This is a genomic window from Pigmentiphaga kullae (assembly GCF_004216695.1).
GTDB classification, from domain to species: domain Bacteria; phylum Pseudomonadota; class Gammaproteobacteria; order Burkholderiales; family Burkholderiaceae_B; genus Pigmentiphaga; species Pigmentiphaga kullae.
In genome coordinates, this window is the sequence record NZ_SGXC01000002.1 from 1,786,131 (window position 1) to 1,800,729 (window position 14,599).

Consider the following 14,599-nt stretch of genomic DNA (forward strand, 5'->3'; position numbering starts at 1 on the left):
TCCGGCTGTCGCCGGCACGGCCTTAGATGACCTTTCTTTCGCGCAGCGCCTGGATGTCCTCCTTGCCCAGGCCCAGCCTGTCCCCCAGCACCTGGTCGGTGTGCTCGCCCAGCAGCGGCGGCCGCCCCAGGCTGGGGTCGTCGAAACCGTCGAACTTGAACGGCACCGGCAGCGCCTTGAACGAACCGAGCTGGGGATGCGCGAACTCGCGCACCATGCCGCGCGCCAGCACGTGCTCGTTGCTCAGCACCTCGTCCACGCTCAGGATGGGTCCGGCCGGCACCTTGGCCTCGTCGCACAGCCGGCAGAACTCGTCGCGGTCCAGGCGCGCGACGGCCGCCGACAGGCCGGCCATCACTTCCTCGCGCCGGTTGACCCGGTCGATGTTGCGCACCAGGGTCGGATCCTCCGCCCACTCGTGCAGGCCGAGCAGGTCGCACAACGGCTTCCAGTGCTGGTCGCTGCCCGTGACCTGCACCCACTTGTCGTCGCGGCAGCGGAACGCCGCCGACGGCACGCGGCCCGGATGCTCGGTGCCCAGCCGGGGCGGCACTTCGCCCAGCGCGAAGAAACGCGCCGCGGCCAGCGACAGCAGGCCGACCTGGCCATCCAGCATGGAAAAATCCACGTGGCAGCCCTTGCCCGTGGCCTGCCGCCCCATCAGGGACGACAGGATGGCGATCGCGACCCACAGGCCCGAGGTCAGGTCGGCCACCGGCAGTCCGGGCTTGACCGGACCGCCGCCCCGCTCGCCCGTCAGGCTCATGATGCCGCCCATGGCCTGGAACACCGTGTCGTAGCCCTTGCGGGGCGCGTACGGACCGGTCATGCCGAAGCCCGTGCACGACACGTAGACCAGCGCGGGGTTGTCCTGCGACAGCCGGGCGTAGTCCAGCCCGTAGCGCTGCAGCGTGCCGACCGGGAAGTTCTCCAGCACGACGTCGGCCTGGGCGCTGAGCTTGCGGATGAGATCCTGCCCTTCGGCGCTGCGCAGGTTGACGGTAATGGACTGCTTGCTGCGGTTGAAAGCCATGTAATAGGCCGATTCGGAACCGCCCTCGCCTTCGACCCTGGGTTCGAAACCGCGCGTCTCGTCGCCGGTGCCGGGCTGCTCGACCTTGATCACCGTGGCGCCCAGCTCGGCCAGGATCATCGTGGCGAAGGGGCACGCCAGGACCCGCGACAGGTCCAGGATGGTGACGTTTTCCAGCGGACGCGTCATTTCGCCGCCTTGCGGAAGCCCCGCATGATGACGTTGGTGTCGCGTCCGGCGGCCAGTCCTTCCTCCAGCGTCAACTCGGCCACGCGGTGGAACAGCCGCTTGGTCGTGCCCATCGCGATGGGGCTCCAGCTCGCCAGCTTGGCGGCGACTTCCAGCGCGGCCTCCAGCACCCGGTCGTCGGGTTCGACCCGGTTGGCCAGGCCCAGCGCCAGCGCACGCGCGCCGTTGACGGGCTCGCCCATGGCCAGCAGTTCGAAGGCATGCTTGCGGCCCAGTTGGCGGACCAGATTGGACATGACCACGGCGGCCACGATGCCGTGCTTGAGTTCGGGATAGCCGAAACGGACGTTCTCGGCCATGACGGCCAGATCGCAGGCGATGGCCAGCCCGGCGCCCCCACCCAGCGCATTGCCCCGCACGGCGGCCACGACGGGCTTGGACATGCGCGAGAAGGCCAGATGCAGCCCGGTGGTCAGGTCGGCGCGCGCGTTGACGGCCTGGGGATCCTCGGGCACCAGCGCGCTGAACTCCGACGTGTCGGCACCCGCACAGAACGACTTGCCCGCCCCCGTCAGCACGACGGCATGGACCTCGGCATCGTGCTCGGCCTGCCACAGCGCATCCACCAGCGCCTGCGTCAGCGCCGTATTCAACGCGTTGTGCTTCTCCGGCCGGTTCATCGTCAGGATGCGGACGGCCCCTTGGTTCTCAATCAGGAGTTCGGACATGCTCATGCTCGTGGTTTCCAATATAGTTGATTTTATATACTATTTAATTGATAAATTCAACTATATGGACGGAAAACTCCCCCACAGCCCCGTTGCCCCCCCCCTGAGAAAATCGCCCCAGACCAGGGCACGGGGGATCCGGCTCCGCCGGTCCCCCGCCGCCCGCCCCCTGGGGGGCGCGCGTCAGCGCGTACGGGGGGGCTTTAGTTCTTCCAGCAACCCGATCGTATGCTCGGTCAGCTTGTCGATCGCGCGCTCCAGCACTTCCCGCTCTTCGTCGGTCAGCACGGACAGCATCTTCTCGTTGCGATCGATGGCCTTGGGGAACACCTTGCGGTATAGCGCGCGGCCCTGCGGGGTCAGGTCGAGCCGCACGCCCCGGCCGTCCGATTCGTCGGCGCCCCGCTTGACCAGGCCGCGCTCGATCAGCTCGGCCACGCTGCGGCTGGCCTGGCTCTTGTCGATGTTGGCCTCGTGCGCCAGCGCATTGAGCGACAGCGGAGCGAAGGCGCCCAGCAACCCGACGATGCGCCAATCGCGCGAGCCCAGTTCGTACTGGCTCTCGTTCACCCGTGCGGCGATGCGGCTGGAGACGAAGGCCAGGCGGTTCAGGCGGTAGGAAAACAATTCCTTGAGATTCGCGGGAACAGGTCTTGTCATACGTCTTTCTCGATAGGTGAACGCAGGAATTTACCTCACTCGGGCCCGGCCGGGGACGGCCTGGGCCGCCTCAGCTTGAAGCTGCTCATGGCCGTGGCGACCAGCGTGCCCGCCTCGTCCCGCACTTCGCACTGACAGAAGGCGATGGATCCGCCCGCATGCCTGACCTCGGCGCGGGCCGTCAGGTCGCCCCGGCCCGGCGCGATGAAATGGATGTTCAGGTCCACCGTGCCGGAGGTCTCCAGGCCGGATTCGATCGTGCGGGTGGCGATGGCCATGCTCGAATCCATCAACGTGGCGATGGCCCCGCCGTGGATGACCCCGCGCCGGTTCGCCAGCCGCGCGCTGGCGGTCATGACGAGCCGCGAGCGCCCCAGGTCGGCCTCGTGCACGGCAATGCCCAGCCAGGCGGCGAACGGCGCAAGGGCCGAACCCGCCAGCGGGCCGGTGGGGATGACAGCCTGGGGCTCGAGCACCGCGCAGGACTCGGGACTATCCATGCGCGGCCACCCCCAGCAGGGGATTGAGCCCGCTCTGGGCGACGCGGCTGTGCAGCGTGCGGCCCAGGGCTTCCTCGCACATGGCCGCGGTCTCCATCAGCCCCGCCAGGTCGATGCCGGTGGACACCCCCATGGATTCGAACAGGTTCACCAGGTCCTCGGTCGAAACGTTGCCGGTATGCCCGCCGCCGTACTTGACCTTGGCCGGATGCCCGCCCACGCCGCCGAAGGCGCAGTCGAAATAGCGGCAACCCGCCTCCAGCGCGGCCACGTAGTTGACCAGGCCGGTGCCGCGCGTATCGTGGAAGTGCGCAACGGTCGCCACCTCCGGCAGCTCGGCGTGCACCGCCGACATCAGTTGCCTGACGGTCTGCGGCGAGGCCATGCCCGTCGTATCGCCCAGCGCCACGTGCATGACGCCCAGTTGGGCAAAGCGCCGGACGTCCTCCAGCACGCTGTCGGCCGATACCTTGCCCTCGAACGGACAGCCCCAGGCGACCGATACCGTGCCGATCATGCGGAAACGCCCCTGCGATGCCGCCACCATGTCGGCCACGTTCTGCCACTGGTCGGCACGGCTGCGCCGCAGGTTCTTCATCGAATGCGATTCGCTGGCCGACACCAGCAGGCTGATCTCGTTGGCGCCGAAGCCGGCGTCCAGGTCGGCCACCGCGCGTTCGACGGCACGCACGTTGGCGCAGGTCGCCTTGTACCAGACTCCGTCGCGGCGTGGCAGTGCGCGCAGCAGCTCGCTGGCATCGCCGAACTGGGGCACGACCTTGGGATTCGAATACGAGGTCGCCTCGACACGCTGGAAACCGATGCCGGCGAAGCGGTCGATCAACGCCACCTTGGTGGCGGTGGGGATGAAGGTTTCCTCGTGCTGCAGCCCATCGCGGGCAAAGCATTCGCAAAGCGTGACGTCGCTCATCGGTCTAGCCTCCCTTCGCGCCATGGACGTTGCCCAGCCCGAACAGCTCGATGGCATGGGCCTTGAGCTTGTTCTTCTGGACCTTGGAACTGCCCGTCATGCCGATATTGTCGAACGTATCCACGATCTCCAGGTAGCGCGGCACCTTGAAGTTCGCGCAGCGCGCCTTGCACCAGTCGATCAGTTCCTGGCGCCCGGCCTGCTTGCCTTCCTTGAGCAGCACGAAGGCCGCCGTCACCTCGCCCAGGCGGGCGTCGGGCACGCCGATCACCTGGGCCATCTGCACCGCGGGATGCGCGTGCAAGGTCTCCTCGACCTCGGCCGGCGCAACGTTCTCGCCGCCCACCCGGTACATGTCCTTGAGCCGGCCGACCATGCGCAGCCGGCCATCGGGCGACATCTCCCCCAGGTCGCCCGTGCGCAGCCAGCCTTCCGGCGTCAGCGCCTTGGCGGTCGCCTCGGGCATCTTGTAGTAGCCGCGCATCACGTGCCAGCCCCGCACCTGGATCTCGCCCTGGCCGCCGGGGGGAAGGACCTCGCCGCTGTCCTGGTCGACGATGCGCACCTCGGTGCCCGGATGCGGCAGCCCCCAGCCGTGGGCGCGCAGCTCGAAGGGATCGTCCCGCGACGACATGATCACGTTGGGCGAAGCTTCGGACTGTCCATAGGCATTGCAGACGTGGTCCACGCCCATCACGTCGCGGATCTGCTGCATGACCTCGGGTCCGGCCGCCGCCCAGCCGCCGCGCAGGTGCAGCTTCTTGGGATCGAAGTCGGGATGGCCCATCATCATCAGGAAGATGGTGTCGTTGCCCGAGGTCAGGGTGCACTTCTCCTCGTCCATCACGCGCAGCGTCTCGGCCACGTCGAACTTGGGCAGCGTCAGCAGGCAGCAGCCCGCCACCAGGCTGACCAGCACGGACAACGTCGTGCCCGAGACGTGGAAGAACGGCCGGATGCTGAAGTAGCGGTCGTCGTGGCGCACGCCTATGCGCTGGCCGGCGGCCCAGGCGTTGGTCAGCATGTTGGCGTGGGTCAGCATCACGCCCTTGGGGAACGACGTGGTGCCCGAGGTGAACTGCATCAGCAGCAGATCGTCGGGGGTGATGCCAGCCGCCACCGCCTCGATGGTATCGGGCGCCACCTCCTGGCCGCGGGCCAGGAAATCCGCGTAGCGCTCGGCGCCCTCCGGGCAGGGGCCGTCGCCCACCATGACGGCACGGCGCAGTTCGGGCAGCGCCTGGCCGGGCAGGCCGGTGTTCAGCGCCGGCTCGACCGCGGTCAGCAACTGCACGAAATCGATGCCCAGGAAGGCGTCGGCGAACACCAGCAGCTTCACGTCCGCCTGCTTCAGGCAGAACTGCAGTTCGTCGGTCTTGAAGCGGGTGTTGACCGGCACGGTCACCGCGCCCAGGGTCGCGCAGGCGAAGAAAGTCTGCAGCCAGGTGGCGCCGTTGCCCAGCATGATCCCGACATGGTCGCCCTTGCGCACGCCGCTGGCGTGCAGCGCGGCGGCGATGCGGCGGGTGCCGGCCAGCACCTCGTCCCAGGTCAGGCGGTCGGCCTGGCAGACGAAGGCCTCGCGCGAGCCGTACTCGCGGGCGGTGTGCTCCAGGGTGCGATAAAGCGTGGTGGGACGGTCAAGCATTTTTCTGCGCTCCCGCACCGAAGCCCGAGATCGCCCGCTTCCAGTCGCTGTGGCGCAGGTTCTCTTCGATGGCCAGCAGTTCCACGGCCATCGCGCCCTCGCGCGTGGTCTCCACGCCCTGGTCCACACAGCGCTTGGTCAGCCGGACCGTCAGCGGCGCGGCGGCGGCGATGTGGCGGGCCATCTCGAAGGCGCGCGCTTCCAGCTCGGCGGGCTCGTATACGTGGTTCACCAGCCCGATGGCCTTGGCTTCCTGCGCCTCCACGGTTCGGCCGGTGAACAGCAGTTCCTTGGCCATGCGCACGCCCACCATGCGCGGCAGCCGCTGGGTTGCGCCTATGGTGCCCCAACCGACCTCCGGGTAGCGGAACTTCGCTTCGGTGGAGGCCAGGATGAAGTCGCTGGCGCCGGCGATCTCGCAGCCCGACCCGAAGGCCGCGCCGTGCACCACGGCGATGACCGCCTGCGGCAGGCGCTCGAGGGCGGCATAGGCGGTGAAGCCCTTGACGCGGCGCGCGGTCAGCTCGGCGGTGGACATGTCCTTCCGCTCCTTCAGGTCGGCGCCGGCGCAGAACACCGGCCCTTCTCCGCGGATCACGACCACGTGCACGGTCTCGTCGGCGGCCAGCGCCTCGGCCGCGGCGATCAGCTCGCCGCACATGGCCGTATTGAGCGCGTTGCGGCTTTCGGGCCGGTTCAGTGTCAACGTGGCGACGTGGTCCTCGACCTCGACGCGGATGGTGGAATATGCACTGCTCATGCGAACCCCTGGATGTCTGGTGGCCTACGATAGTTGTTTTTATACACTACTTTGTTGACGATAACAACTATATGGGCGAGACATCCGGCCCGGGCATGCGGCAATCCGCCTGCCCCGGCGCTCCGGGCGGCGTCCGCCCCAGCATGCCGTCGTCCATGTACAGGCTGCGGTCCGCCAGCGGCGCGGCCAGGGCCTCGTTCTGCTCGGACAGCAGGATCGCCAGCCCCTGCCCGCGCAGGACGCGTATCGCCTCCACCAGCCGCTGCACCACGATGGGGGCCACGCCCTCGGAAGGCTCGTCCAGCAGGATCACCCGAGGCTGGGTCATCAGCGCCCGGCCGATCGCCAGCATCTGTTGTTCCCCCCCGCTCAACGCGCCGCCCGGCCGGTGCGCCAGCGGTTCGAGTTCCGGAAACAGGCGGCAGACCCGCTCCACGGTCCAGGGTTCGGCGCCGGGACGCGGCCGGCCCATGGCCACCTCCAGGTTCTGCCGCGCCGTGAGCTGGGTGAACACGCGCCGGTCCTCCGGCACCCAGGCCAGGCCCGCATGCACCCGCCTGTCGGCACGCCAGCCGGCCATGGACCGGCCATCCAGCAACACCTCGCCCGAGGTCTCGACCAGACCCGCCAGCGCGCGCATCAGCGTGCTCTTGCCGGCCCCGTTGCGTCCGACCAGGGCGACGATCTCTCCCGCCCCGACGTCCAGGTCCACGTCGAACAAGGCCTGCGCCCGGCCATGGAAGGCGCACAGCGCGCGCGTCTGCAACAGCGCCGTCATGCCGGCGCTCCCACTGCGGCCATGCCCAGGTAGGCCGCCCGCACCGCCGGATCCTCGGCGATCCGCCTGGGCGCCCCTTCGGCGATCACGCGGCCGCGCACCAGGACCAGGACCTTGTCGGCGAAGCCGAACACCACGTCCATGCTGTGTTCGGTGAACAACACCGCCAGGCCACCGGCGGCCTCCTGCTTCACGATGGCCATCAGGCCGCGCCGGTCGGCCCGCGTCATGCCCGCGGTGGGCTCGTCCATCAGCAACACGCGGGGCTTCAGGGCCAGCGCGCTGGCCAGCTCCACGCGCTTGAGTTCGGGATAAGGCAGTTCCCCGCACAGCCTGCCGGCCAGCGCCCCCAGGTCGAAACGCTCCAGCCAGGCGTGCAGCTCGGCCGGATCCGCGCCCGCCCCGCGGCCGCGTACGCCATGCCAGACGCCGGGATCGCGGGCGGCCAGCGCCAGCGCGACGTGCTGGCCCACGCTCAGCGACGCCGCCACCTGGGCGATCTGGAATGTCCGCCCCAGGCCCAGCCGGGCCCGCGCGGCCACGCTCAGGCGAGTCACGTCGCGCCCGTCGAATGCGATGCGGCCGGCATCGGGCTGGAGCTGGCCGTTGATGCACTGGAAGCAGGTGCTCTTGCCCGCGCCGTTGGGACCGATCAAGGCCAGCATCTGGCCGCCTTCCAGCGTGAATCCGACGTCCTCCACCGCCCGCACGGCGCCGAACGACTTGGACAAGCCCGTCACGACCAGCTTCATCGCCGCGCCCTCCCGCCATCGGACCGTCCCGGGAAAGCCAGGCCGCTCAGCCGCCGGATGCCGGTCAGCCCGCCGGGCGCGAGCAGGATCACCGCCAACATGGCCAGGCCGATGGCGGCGCGCCAGTATTCGGTGGCGCGCGCCAGGAAATCCTGCCCCACCGTATAGGCCAGGGCGCCCAGCCAGGGGCCGGCCAGCGACTGCAGGCCGCCCAGCAGGACCATGACGAGCGCGTCGACCGAGCGGGGAATGGCCAGCAGATCGGGCGCCACCGAGCCCTTGGCGAACACCGTCAGGACGCCGGCGGCGCCCGCCAGCGCCCCCGCCAGCATGAAGGCCGTCCAGCGCACCGCGAACACGGGCAGGCCCAGGCTCTCGGCGCGCAGCGGCGCGTCGCGCACCATGCGCAGCGTCAACCCGAAAGGCGCATGCATCAGGTGCCGCAGCAGCAGGCCCCCGGCGCAGGCCACGCCCAGGACGAACCAGTAATACCCTTCGCGCGTGGCCAGCCACCCCTGCGGCCAGAAACCGAACAGGCCGTTGCTGCCTCCTGTCACGGCATCCCACTGGAAAGCGATGGACCAGGTGATCTGGGCGAAGGCCAGGGTCAGCATGGCCGCGTAGACCCCCGCCGCCCGCAGCACGACGAAACCGAACACCGCCGCGCCGGCCAGCGCCAGCAGCATGCCTGCCGCCAGGCACAGCAGGATGCCGGCGATGCCGCCAGGGCCCGTGCCGGCCAGCCCCGGCAGCACGGCCGCCACCATCGGCGCGGCCAGCGCCCCGCCGTAGGCGCCCAGCCCCAGGAAGGCCGCATGGCCGAACGAATGGACGCCGCCCGGCCCCATCAGGACATACAGGCTGGCGGCGAAAAGACCGGCGATCAGGACATCCACGGCCAGGACCAGCACATAGGCCATGTCGCCGGCCAGCCAGGGCAGCAGCGCCAGCGCCGCCACGCCCGCCGCCAGCAGCAGGCCGCCGCGGCGCGTGGGCGGCGGCAGCGGATTGAGCTCGGCGCGTGCCGCGCGCGGCGGCGCCACGGGCCGCCCGAACAGGCCCCAGGGGCGCAAGGCCAGCACGATGGCCATCAGCAGGAATTCGATCACCAGCGTCAGCTTGGGCAGCACCAGTTCCAGGCCGCCTATCGACACCGTTCCCAGCGCCACGCAGGCCGCCTTGACCACGCCTATCATCATCGCCGCCACGAAAGCGCCGATCACGCTGCCCATGCCGCCCACCACCGTCACCACGAAGGCCTCGGCCACGACCTGGAGGTCGTAGGCCAGCGATGCCGGCTCGCGCGGCATCTGCAACGCTCCGGCCAGCCCCGCCAGGCCGGCCCCCAGCGCGAACACCTGCGTGAACAGCCGCCGCTCGTCCACGCCCACGGCCAGCGCCATCTCGCGGTCCTCGGTGGCGGCGCGCAATTGCAGGCCCCAGCGGGTGGACGTCATGATCCATTGCACGCCGGCCAGCACCAGCAGGCCGATGGCCATCAGCACGAAGTCGTACGACGGCAGGTTCAGCGTACCGGGCGCCAGCACGCCCGTCAGCCCCGGCGCCTTGGGCCCGAGCCTGTCGTCCGCGCCCCAGGCAGCCAGCGTCGCATCGCGGATGATCAGCACCAGCGCGAAGGTCGCGACCAGTTGGAACAGTTCGGGACTGCCGTACAGCCGGCGCAGCACGCCGCGCTCGATCAGCGCGCCCACCGCGGCCACCGCCAGCGCCGCGCCCGCCACCGCGCCCCAGAACCCCAGGGCGCCCCACAGCGGAATCAGCGCCTGGGCCAATGTGACGCCCAGGTACAGCCCCAGCATGGCGAGCGAGCCGTGCGCGAAATTGACCACGCGCGACACGCCGAAGATCAGCGTCAACCCCAGCGACAGCAGGAACAGGCTGCTGGCGCTGGCCAGCCCGTTCAGCAGTTGCGCCAGCACCGCTCAGCGCGCCGGCCGCAGCTTCGCCACCTCGGCATCGGTGGGCTGGTACCGGGCGCCGTCGGCATAGCGGAAGTCCACCATGACTCCCGTGCGCTGCGCCCCGCTGCCCTGCAGCGCGGTGCGCCCGACGAAAGCGCCCAGCGTCGATTGATTGTCCTGCGCGCGAAACACGATGGGGCCCCAGGGCGAGGACAGCGGCATGTTGCGGAACGCCTCCACGATCTTCTCGGGATCGGCGCTGCCCGCGCGCCGCAGCGCCTCGGCCGCGGCATGGATGGTCACGTAGCCCACGACCGAGCCCTGGCGCGGCGGCTCGCCGTACTTCTTCCGATAGGCATCCAGGAAGCGCTGGTGCTCGGGCGTCTTGATCGCATACCAGGGATAGCCCGTCACGATCCAGCCCTCGGGCGCCTCGTCCTTCAGCGGCTCCAGGTATTCGGGCTCGCCCGACAGCAGGCTGACCACTTCGCGGCCCTTGAACAGGCCGCGCGTGGCGCCTTCGCGCACGAACTTGGTCAGGTCCGTGGCGAACAGCACGTTGAAGATCGCATCCGGCTTGCTGGCCTCGAGCGCCTGCACCACGGGCCCCGCATCGAGCTTGCCCAGCGGCGTGGCCTGCTCGGTCACGAACTCGACGCCGGGCTGCGCCGCCTGGAGCAGCGTCTTGAAGGTCTGCACCGCCGACTGCCCGTACTCGTAGTTCGGATAGACGATGGCCCAGCGCTTCTTGCCCAGCCTGGCCGCCTCGGGCACCAGCATCGACACCTGCATCCAGGTCGACGGCCGCAGGCGGAAGGTATAGCGGTTGCCGTTGGCCCAGGTGATCTTGTCGGTCAGCGGCTCGCTGGCCAGGAACGGCACCTTGCGCTGCCGGGCGTAGTCGCCCAGCGCCAGGCCGACGTTGGACAGAAAGCCGCCGGCCAGCATCGCCACGCGTTCGCGCGAGACCAGTTCCTCGGCCGCGCGCACGGCGTCGCCCGGCACGCCATTGTCGTCCCGGATCAGCAGTTCCAGCGGACGCCCGTTCACGCCGCCGGCGGCGTTGACTTCCTCCAGGGCCAGCAGCATGGCCTTGCGGTAGGGTTCTAGAAAGGCGGGCTGCGCCTTGTAGCTGTTGATCTCGCCGATGCGCAGCGGGTCGGCGGCGTGCGCGGGCGCGGCCAGCAGGATCGACAGACCGAGGAAACCGGAAGCAAGCGATGTGCGAAGCATGGACAGACTCGGACTAGGCCCCACGATGAAGATGCCCGGCATGCGGGGCGGGCGAACGCCGGCACCCCTCCTTTGCGGAGGAGCGCCTATTGTAAGGGGCTAAGGAGCCGCCGGAAGAATCAGGCGGCGGCGTTCAGGCCCAGCCGCTGCGCGTACTGCCGCAGCGCGTGCACCTTGGGTTCGGCGAAGAATACGGGCTCGGCCCCGTCCAGGCCGGGCGCGGCGCTTCGCTCGGCGTCCATCGCCAGCAGCGGCAGCACCAGGTCCTGCGAACGCGCCAGTTCGTCCCGGCCAAGCAGGCCCGGATAGACCTTGTCGAGCTGGATCACGTCCAGCAGGTCCTCGATGATGGCGATGCGGTAGGCATCGCCCCCGCCCAGGCGGGCCCGCATGTAGCTGGGCTTGAGCGCCGTACGCAGCACGGACAGTCCCGTCTTGCGCCACGCCGCGGCTTCCGCGCCGTCGAAGAAGGCGCCGGCGAAAAGCAGCGCCTTGCCCGCCTTCGTGGGATAGGCTGCCGTCATCGACGTTCCCAGCCGCTGACGCAGGAAACGCACCTGCACGACCAGGTTGCGCCGCCCCACTTCGTTCAGCCCGCGCTTGTCCAGGTCCCATTTGACCCAGTTCACGATGCGCCGCGACAAGCTGTGGGGCCGCCAGCCCACGCCCTTGCCGGGCGTATTGGCCACGATCCAGTTGGTGACCAGCTTCTCGTGCCATTCGAAACGGCCTTCCGCGCCATCGGCCACCAGATCGTCGAAGGCATGGAGGTTGTGCAGCCAGTTCTCGCCCCAGGGCCGCCAGTGCCAGCCGCGGTTGTCGGACAGCACCCTTTCCACGCCGAAGAAATGGAAAGCCTGCGACCCCACCATGCTCGGTGGCCGCTGGCAGAAGCTCCACCGGCTGGCCGGGTGACGCAGCACGGGCGTCTCGACCGTGTTGAACCAGGCCAGGTACTCGTCCTTGCGGCCCAGATGGGTACCCAGCAGGGTCATGGGCTGGGCGTAGCGCAGCCCCCACCAGAACCGGTGCAATCCTTGCGAACGCGCGCTCCAGAAGCCGGACAACTTGGAAGAATCCGTGAGGTAGGGCATGGCGGGACAGCTCAGTGACTAAATTGGGTACCAGCGTGCCGGCTGGCACGCCATGGACAACACAACCAGAATCGAAGCAAGGCCCGCACACGGAAAACGGCGTGATGCGTAGGCGCACGGAGAACGACAAACAAACGCTAAAGTTTCTTGCGGCGCAGCCGTTAACGTTCCGTATCAGCGTTATTGCATAACTGCGCGCACAATTCAATATGTAAAAAAATACGACGCTCTCCGATTCATATCCTGCTTGCGACATCCGCAACTTTCTTATCTTCCACTGACGCCGCCCATCGCCCGCCTGTAAGCACTCGCCAGCATTTCCCGGCAAAACTGCAACATTTGGTACGGCGTCATCCCCTACCCTTCTACCTAGGGAAATCCCCTAGTTTCGCGATGCCTCCGTCAGGGCGATAGCGCCCCCACCCCGGCTTCCCCCTCTCGCTTACATCCCGCCAGCATACCGGACCATTTGGTCCAGATTATGAAAATCCACCAACGCAGGGAATGACCTGACTTGCCGCCTCCATTCGTCAAAGTTTAGTATTCGAAAACTATTTTTATATACAAAACACAAAGAAAGGAGACGGAAAGCATGACCTTCCAGCCCACCCGCCGCCGGCTGCTGTCCACCGCCGCCCTGCTTCCGGCCGCCGCCTGGCTGCCCGCACGGGCCGCCCAGGCAGGGCCGGTCGAATTCACCTTCACCATGGGCGTCAACACCGTGCCGGGCACGGCCCTGATCAACGCCACCGCCCAGGACCTCGACCTGTGGCGCAAGCACGGCCTGAAGCCCGTCGTACCGCCCCCTCTGGGCGGCGGCGACCGGCGCACCTGGAGCCCGGAGGAAGAAAACCATTCCGACGTGCGGCTGTACGGCATGGGCGCCACCATCAACTATCTGAGCAAAGGCGTGGACTTCGTCATCGTCGCGGATCTCGGGACGCGCGCCGAATGGCACCTGTGGTCCATGGCCGAGCGGCCCGTCGATGCCCGCCAGCTCAAGGGCAAGCGCTTCGCGGTCACGCAGTTGTCGGGCACGGACCGGCTGTACGTCGACCTGTTCCTGAAATCGCTGGGCGTCAGCCAGGACGACGTCACCCTGGTCCCCACCGGCGGCGTGCCGCAGAACTACCAGGCGCTGCGCAACGGCCAGGCCGACATCTGGGTCACCACCGAACACGCCGCCATTTTGATCGACCGCGAGCAGCGCCTGCGCAGCGTCGCCAAGATTTCCGACTTCGTCGGCAAGGACTGGGATCCCTATGTCATCGTAGCCAAGCGGCGGACGCTGGCCGAACGGCCCGCGCTGGTGAAGGAAGCTGTCGCCACCGTCCTGGAAGCCGTCCGGCACATCGACAAAGCGCCGCGCCAGGAGAACCTCGACCGCCTGATGAAGCTCTTCAAGGTGGACCAGGCCATGGCCGAAAGACTGTTCGCCACCGTGTCGCTGAATCCCTCGGGCAAGATCAAGCTGGCGACCATCGAGAAAATGCGCAACCACTACATCGAGAACGGACTGATCACCCCCGAGTCGGCACCGCTGTCGGCGATCTACGACGCCTCCATCCTGGGCATGCGGTAACACCGCTTTACGGGGTGGCCGCGACAAGCGGCCGCCCTGGAAGGTATGGTTGGGGATCGCATTCAAAGGGTCTTCGTCCATGATGTTGTCACCACGGCACCTGACTACCTGCGCGACCGCGCTTGCCATCGCGCTCCTCGGCGCCACCGTTCAAGCCGAACGCAATCCCTCGCTGGCCGGCCAGACCGTCGTCCGGCCCGTGGAAGGCGGCGAACACACCAAGGAATACGGCCGCAACGGCCAGTTGATCTACGAAACCATCGAGCGCCAGCGAACTCGCGGCGGCAAGACGACCACGGAAGCCATCGAACGGGAATGGAGCGAAGACGGCAAGCCCCTGCGCGATCAGACCTTCGTGGGCGGCAACGAGGTCAAGGGAACGGTCTGGTACCTGAACGGCCAGGTCAAGGAAACCCGCGTGGATCAATCGCAGCGGGAGCCGGGCGGCTTGCCGGGCAAATACGTGGAGCGCTTTTCCGACCAGGGCACGCTGCAGTCGGCGGGCGTCTTCCAGGGGCAGTTCCGTCCCGTGGGCATCCACCGGGAATATGACGCGTCAGGCAAGCTCAAGCGGGAAGTGACGTATGACGCCCGCGGCAAGCGGCTGTCGGAACGCGGCTACGATGCATCCGGGGCCGTCATTCGCAGCGAGCGCTTTCTTCCCGACGGTTCGCGCGTGCGCGATTGATCAGAAAACAGGAGCACCAAAGACAAAACCCCCGGCCGGTTTTCCGGTCGGGGGTTTTGGGTGTAGATAGCCTGACAATGACCTACTTTCACAGACGTCCG

Annotated in this window: 14 protein-coding genes; 2 read left to right on the forward strand and 12 right to left on the reverse strand. The window is 68.3% G+C overall.

What is annotated here, in order from left to right:
- Positions 1–22: 22 nt before the first annotated feature.
- The 12 genes from EV675_RS22800 to EV675_RS22855 form a co-directional block, all read right to left on the reverse strand.
- Positions 23–1,222 carry a CaiB/BaiF CoA transferase family protein gene (locus EV675_RS22800; RefSeq protein WP_130360060.1) on the reverse strand — a complete coding sequence of 400 codons (1,200 nt, stop codon included), beginning with the start codon at positions 1,220–1,222 and terminating at the stop codon, positions 23–25.
- Positions 1,219–1,950 (reverse strand): enoyl-CoA hydratase/isomerase family protein, encoded by a 732-nt coding sequence (locus tag EV675_RS22805; RefSeq protein WP_130360062.1) that lies wholly within the window; start codon positions 1,948–1,950, stop codon positions 1,219–1,221. Before EV675_RS22805 ends, EV675_RS22800 begins: the two co-directional genes overlap by 4 nt.
- A gap of 183 nt (positions 1,951–2,133) precedes the next feature.
- On the reverse strand, positions 2,134–2,610 hold the full coding sequence (locus EV675_RS22810) for a MarR family winged helix-turn-helix transcriptional regulator (protein WP_130360064.1): 477 nt from the start codon (positions 2,608–2,610) through the stop codon (positions 2,134–2,136).
- Between the two features lie 35 nt (positions 2,611–2,645).
- A complete protein-coding gene (locus EV675_RS22815) occupies positions 2,646–3,110 on the reverse strand; it encodes a PaaI family thioesterase (RefSeq protein WP_130360066.1) in 465 nt (154 codons plus the stop codon).
- A complete protein-coding gene (locus EV675_RS22820; RefSeq protein ID WP_130360068.1) occupies positions 3,103–4,041 on the reverse strand; it encodes a hydroxymethylglutaryl-CoA lyase in 939 nt (312 codons plus the stop codon). Before EV675_RS22820 ends, EV675_RS22815 begins: the two co-directional genes overlap by 8 nt.
- Positions 4,042–4,045: 4 nt before the next feature.
- Entirely contained in the window at positions 4,046–5,689 is a 1,644-nt protein-coding gene (locus tag EV675_RS22825; RefSeq protein ID WP_130360070.1) for an AMP-binding protein, read from the reverse strand.
- A complete protein-coding gene (locus EV675_RS22830) occupies positions 5,682–6,449 on the reverse strand; it encodes an enoyl-CoA hydratase/isomerase family protein (protein WP_130360072.1) in 768 nt (255 codons plus the stop codon). Before EV675_RS22830 ends, EV675_RS22825 begins: the two co-directional genes overlap by 8 nt.
- A 67-nt stretch (positions 6,450–6,516) precedes the next feature.
- The gene (locus EV675_RS22835; protein WP_130360074.1) at positions 6,517–7,227 is read right to left on the reverse strand and encodes an ABC transporter ATP-binding protein; all 711 of its coding nucleotides are present in this window, start codon (positions 7,225–7,227) and stop codon (positions 6,517–6,519) included.
- Positions 7,224–7,979 (reverse strand): ABC transporter ATP-binding protein, encoded by a 756-nt coding sequence (locus EV675_RS22840; protein ID WP_130360076.1) that lies wholly within the window; start codon positions 7,977–7,979, stop codon positions 7,224–7,226. Before EV675_RS22840 ends, EV675_RS22835 begins: the two co-directional genes overlap by 4 nt.
- Positions 7,976–9,919 carry an ABC transporter permease gene (locus EV675_RS22845; RefSeq protein ID WP_130360078.1) on the reverse strand — a complete coding sequence of 648 codons (1,944 nt, stop codon included), beginning with the start codon at positions 9,917–9,919 and terminating at the stop codon, positions 7,976–7,978. The genes EV675_RS22840 and EV675_RS22845 overlap by 4 nt, the downstream gene beginning before the upstream one ends.
- A gap of 3 nt (positions 9,920–9,922) precedes the next feature.
- Positions 9,923–11,134 carry an ABC transporter substrate-binding protein gene (locus tag EV675_RS22850; protein WP_130360080.1) on the reverse strand — a complete coding sequence of 404 codons (1,212 nt, stop codon included), beginning with the start codon at positions 11,132–11,134 and terminating at the stop codon, positions 9,923–9,925.
- 119 nt (positions 11,135–11,253) lie between these two features.
- Positions 11,254–12,228 (reverse strand): hypothetical protein, encoded by a 975-nt coding sequence (locus tag EV675_RS22855; RefSeq protein ID WP_130360082.1) that lies wholly within the window; start codon positions 12,226–12,228, stop codon positions 11,254–11,256.
- 592 nt (positions 12,229–12,820) lie between these two features.
- Between EV675_RS22855 and EV675_RS22860 the strand changes: the two genes are divergently transcribed.
- Positions 12,821–13,810: an ABC transporter substrate-binding protein gene (locus tag EV675_RS22860; protein ID WP_130360084.1), complete on the forward strand. Its 990-nt coding sequence runs from the start codon at positions 12,821–12,823 to the stop codon at positions 13,808–13,810.
- Between the two features lie 79 nt (positions 13,811–13,889).
- Positions 13,890–14,498 (forward strand): toxin-antitoxin system YwqK family antitoxin, encoded by a 609-nt coding sequence (locus tag EV675_RS22865; protein ID WP_130360086.1) that lies wholly within the window; start codon positions 13,890–13,892, stop codon positions 14,496–14,498.
- The last annotated feature ends 101 nt before the right edge of the window (positions 14,499–14,599 follow it).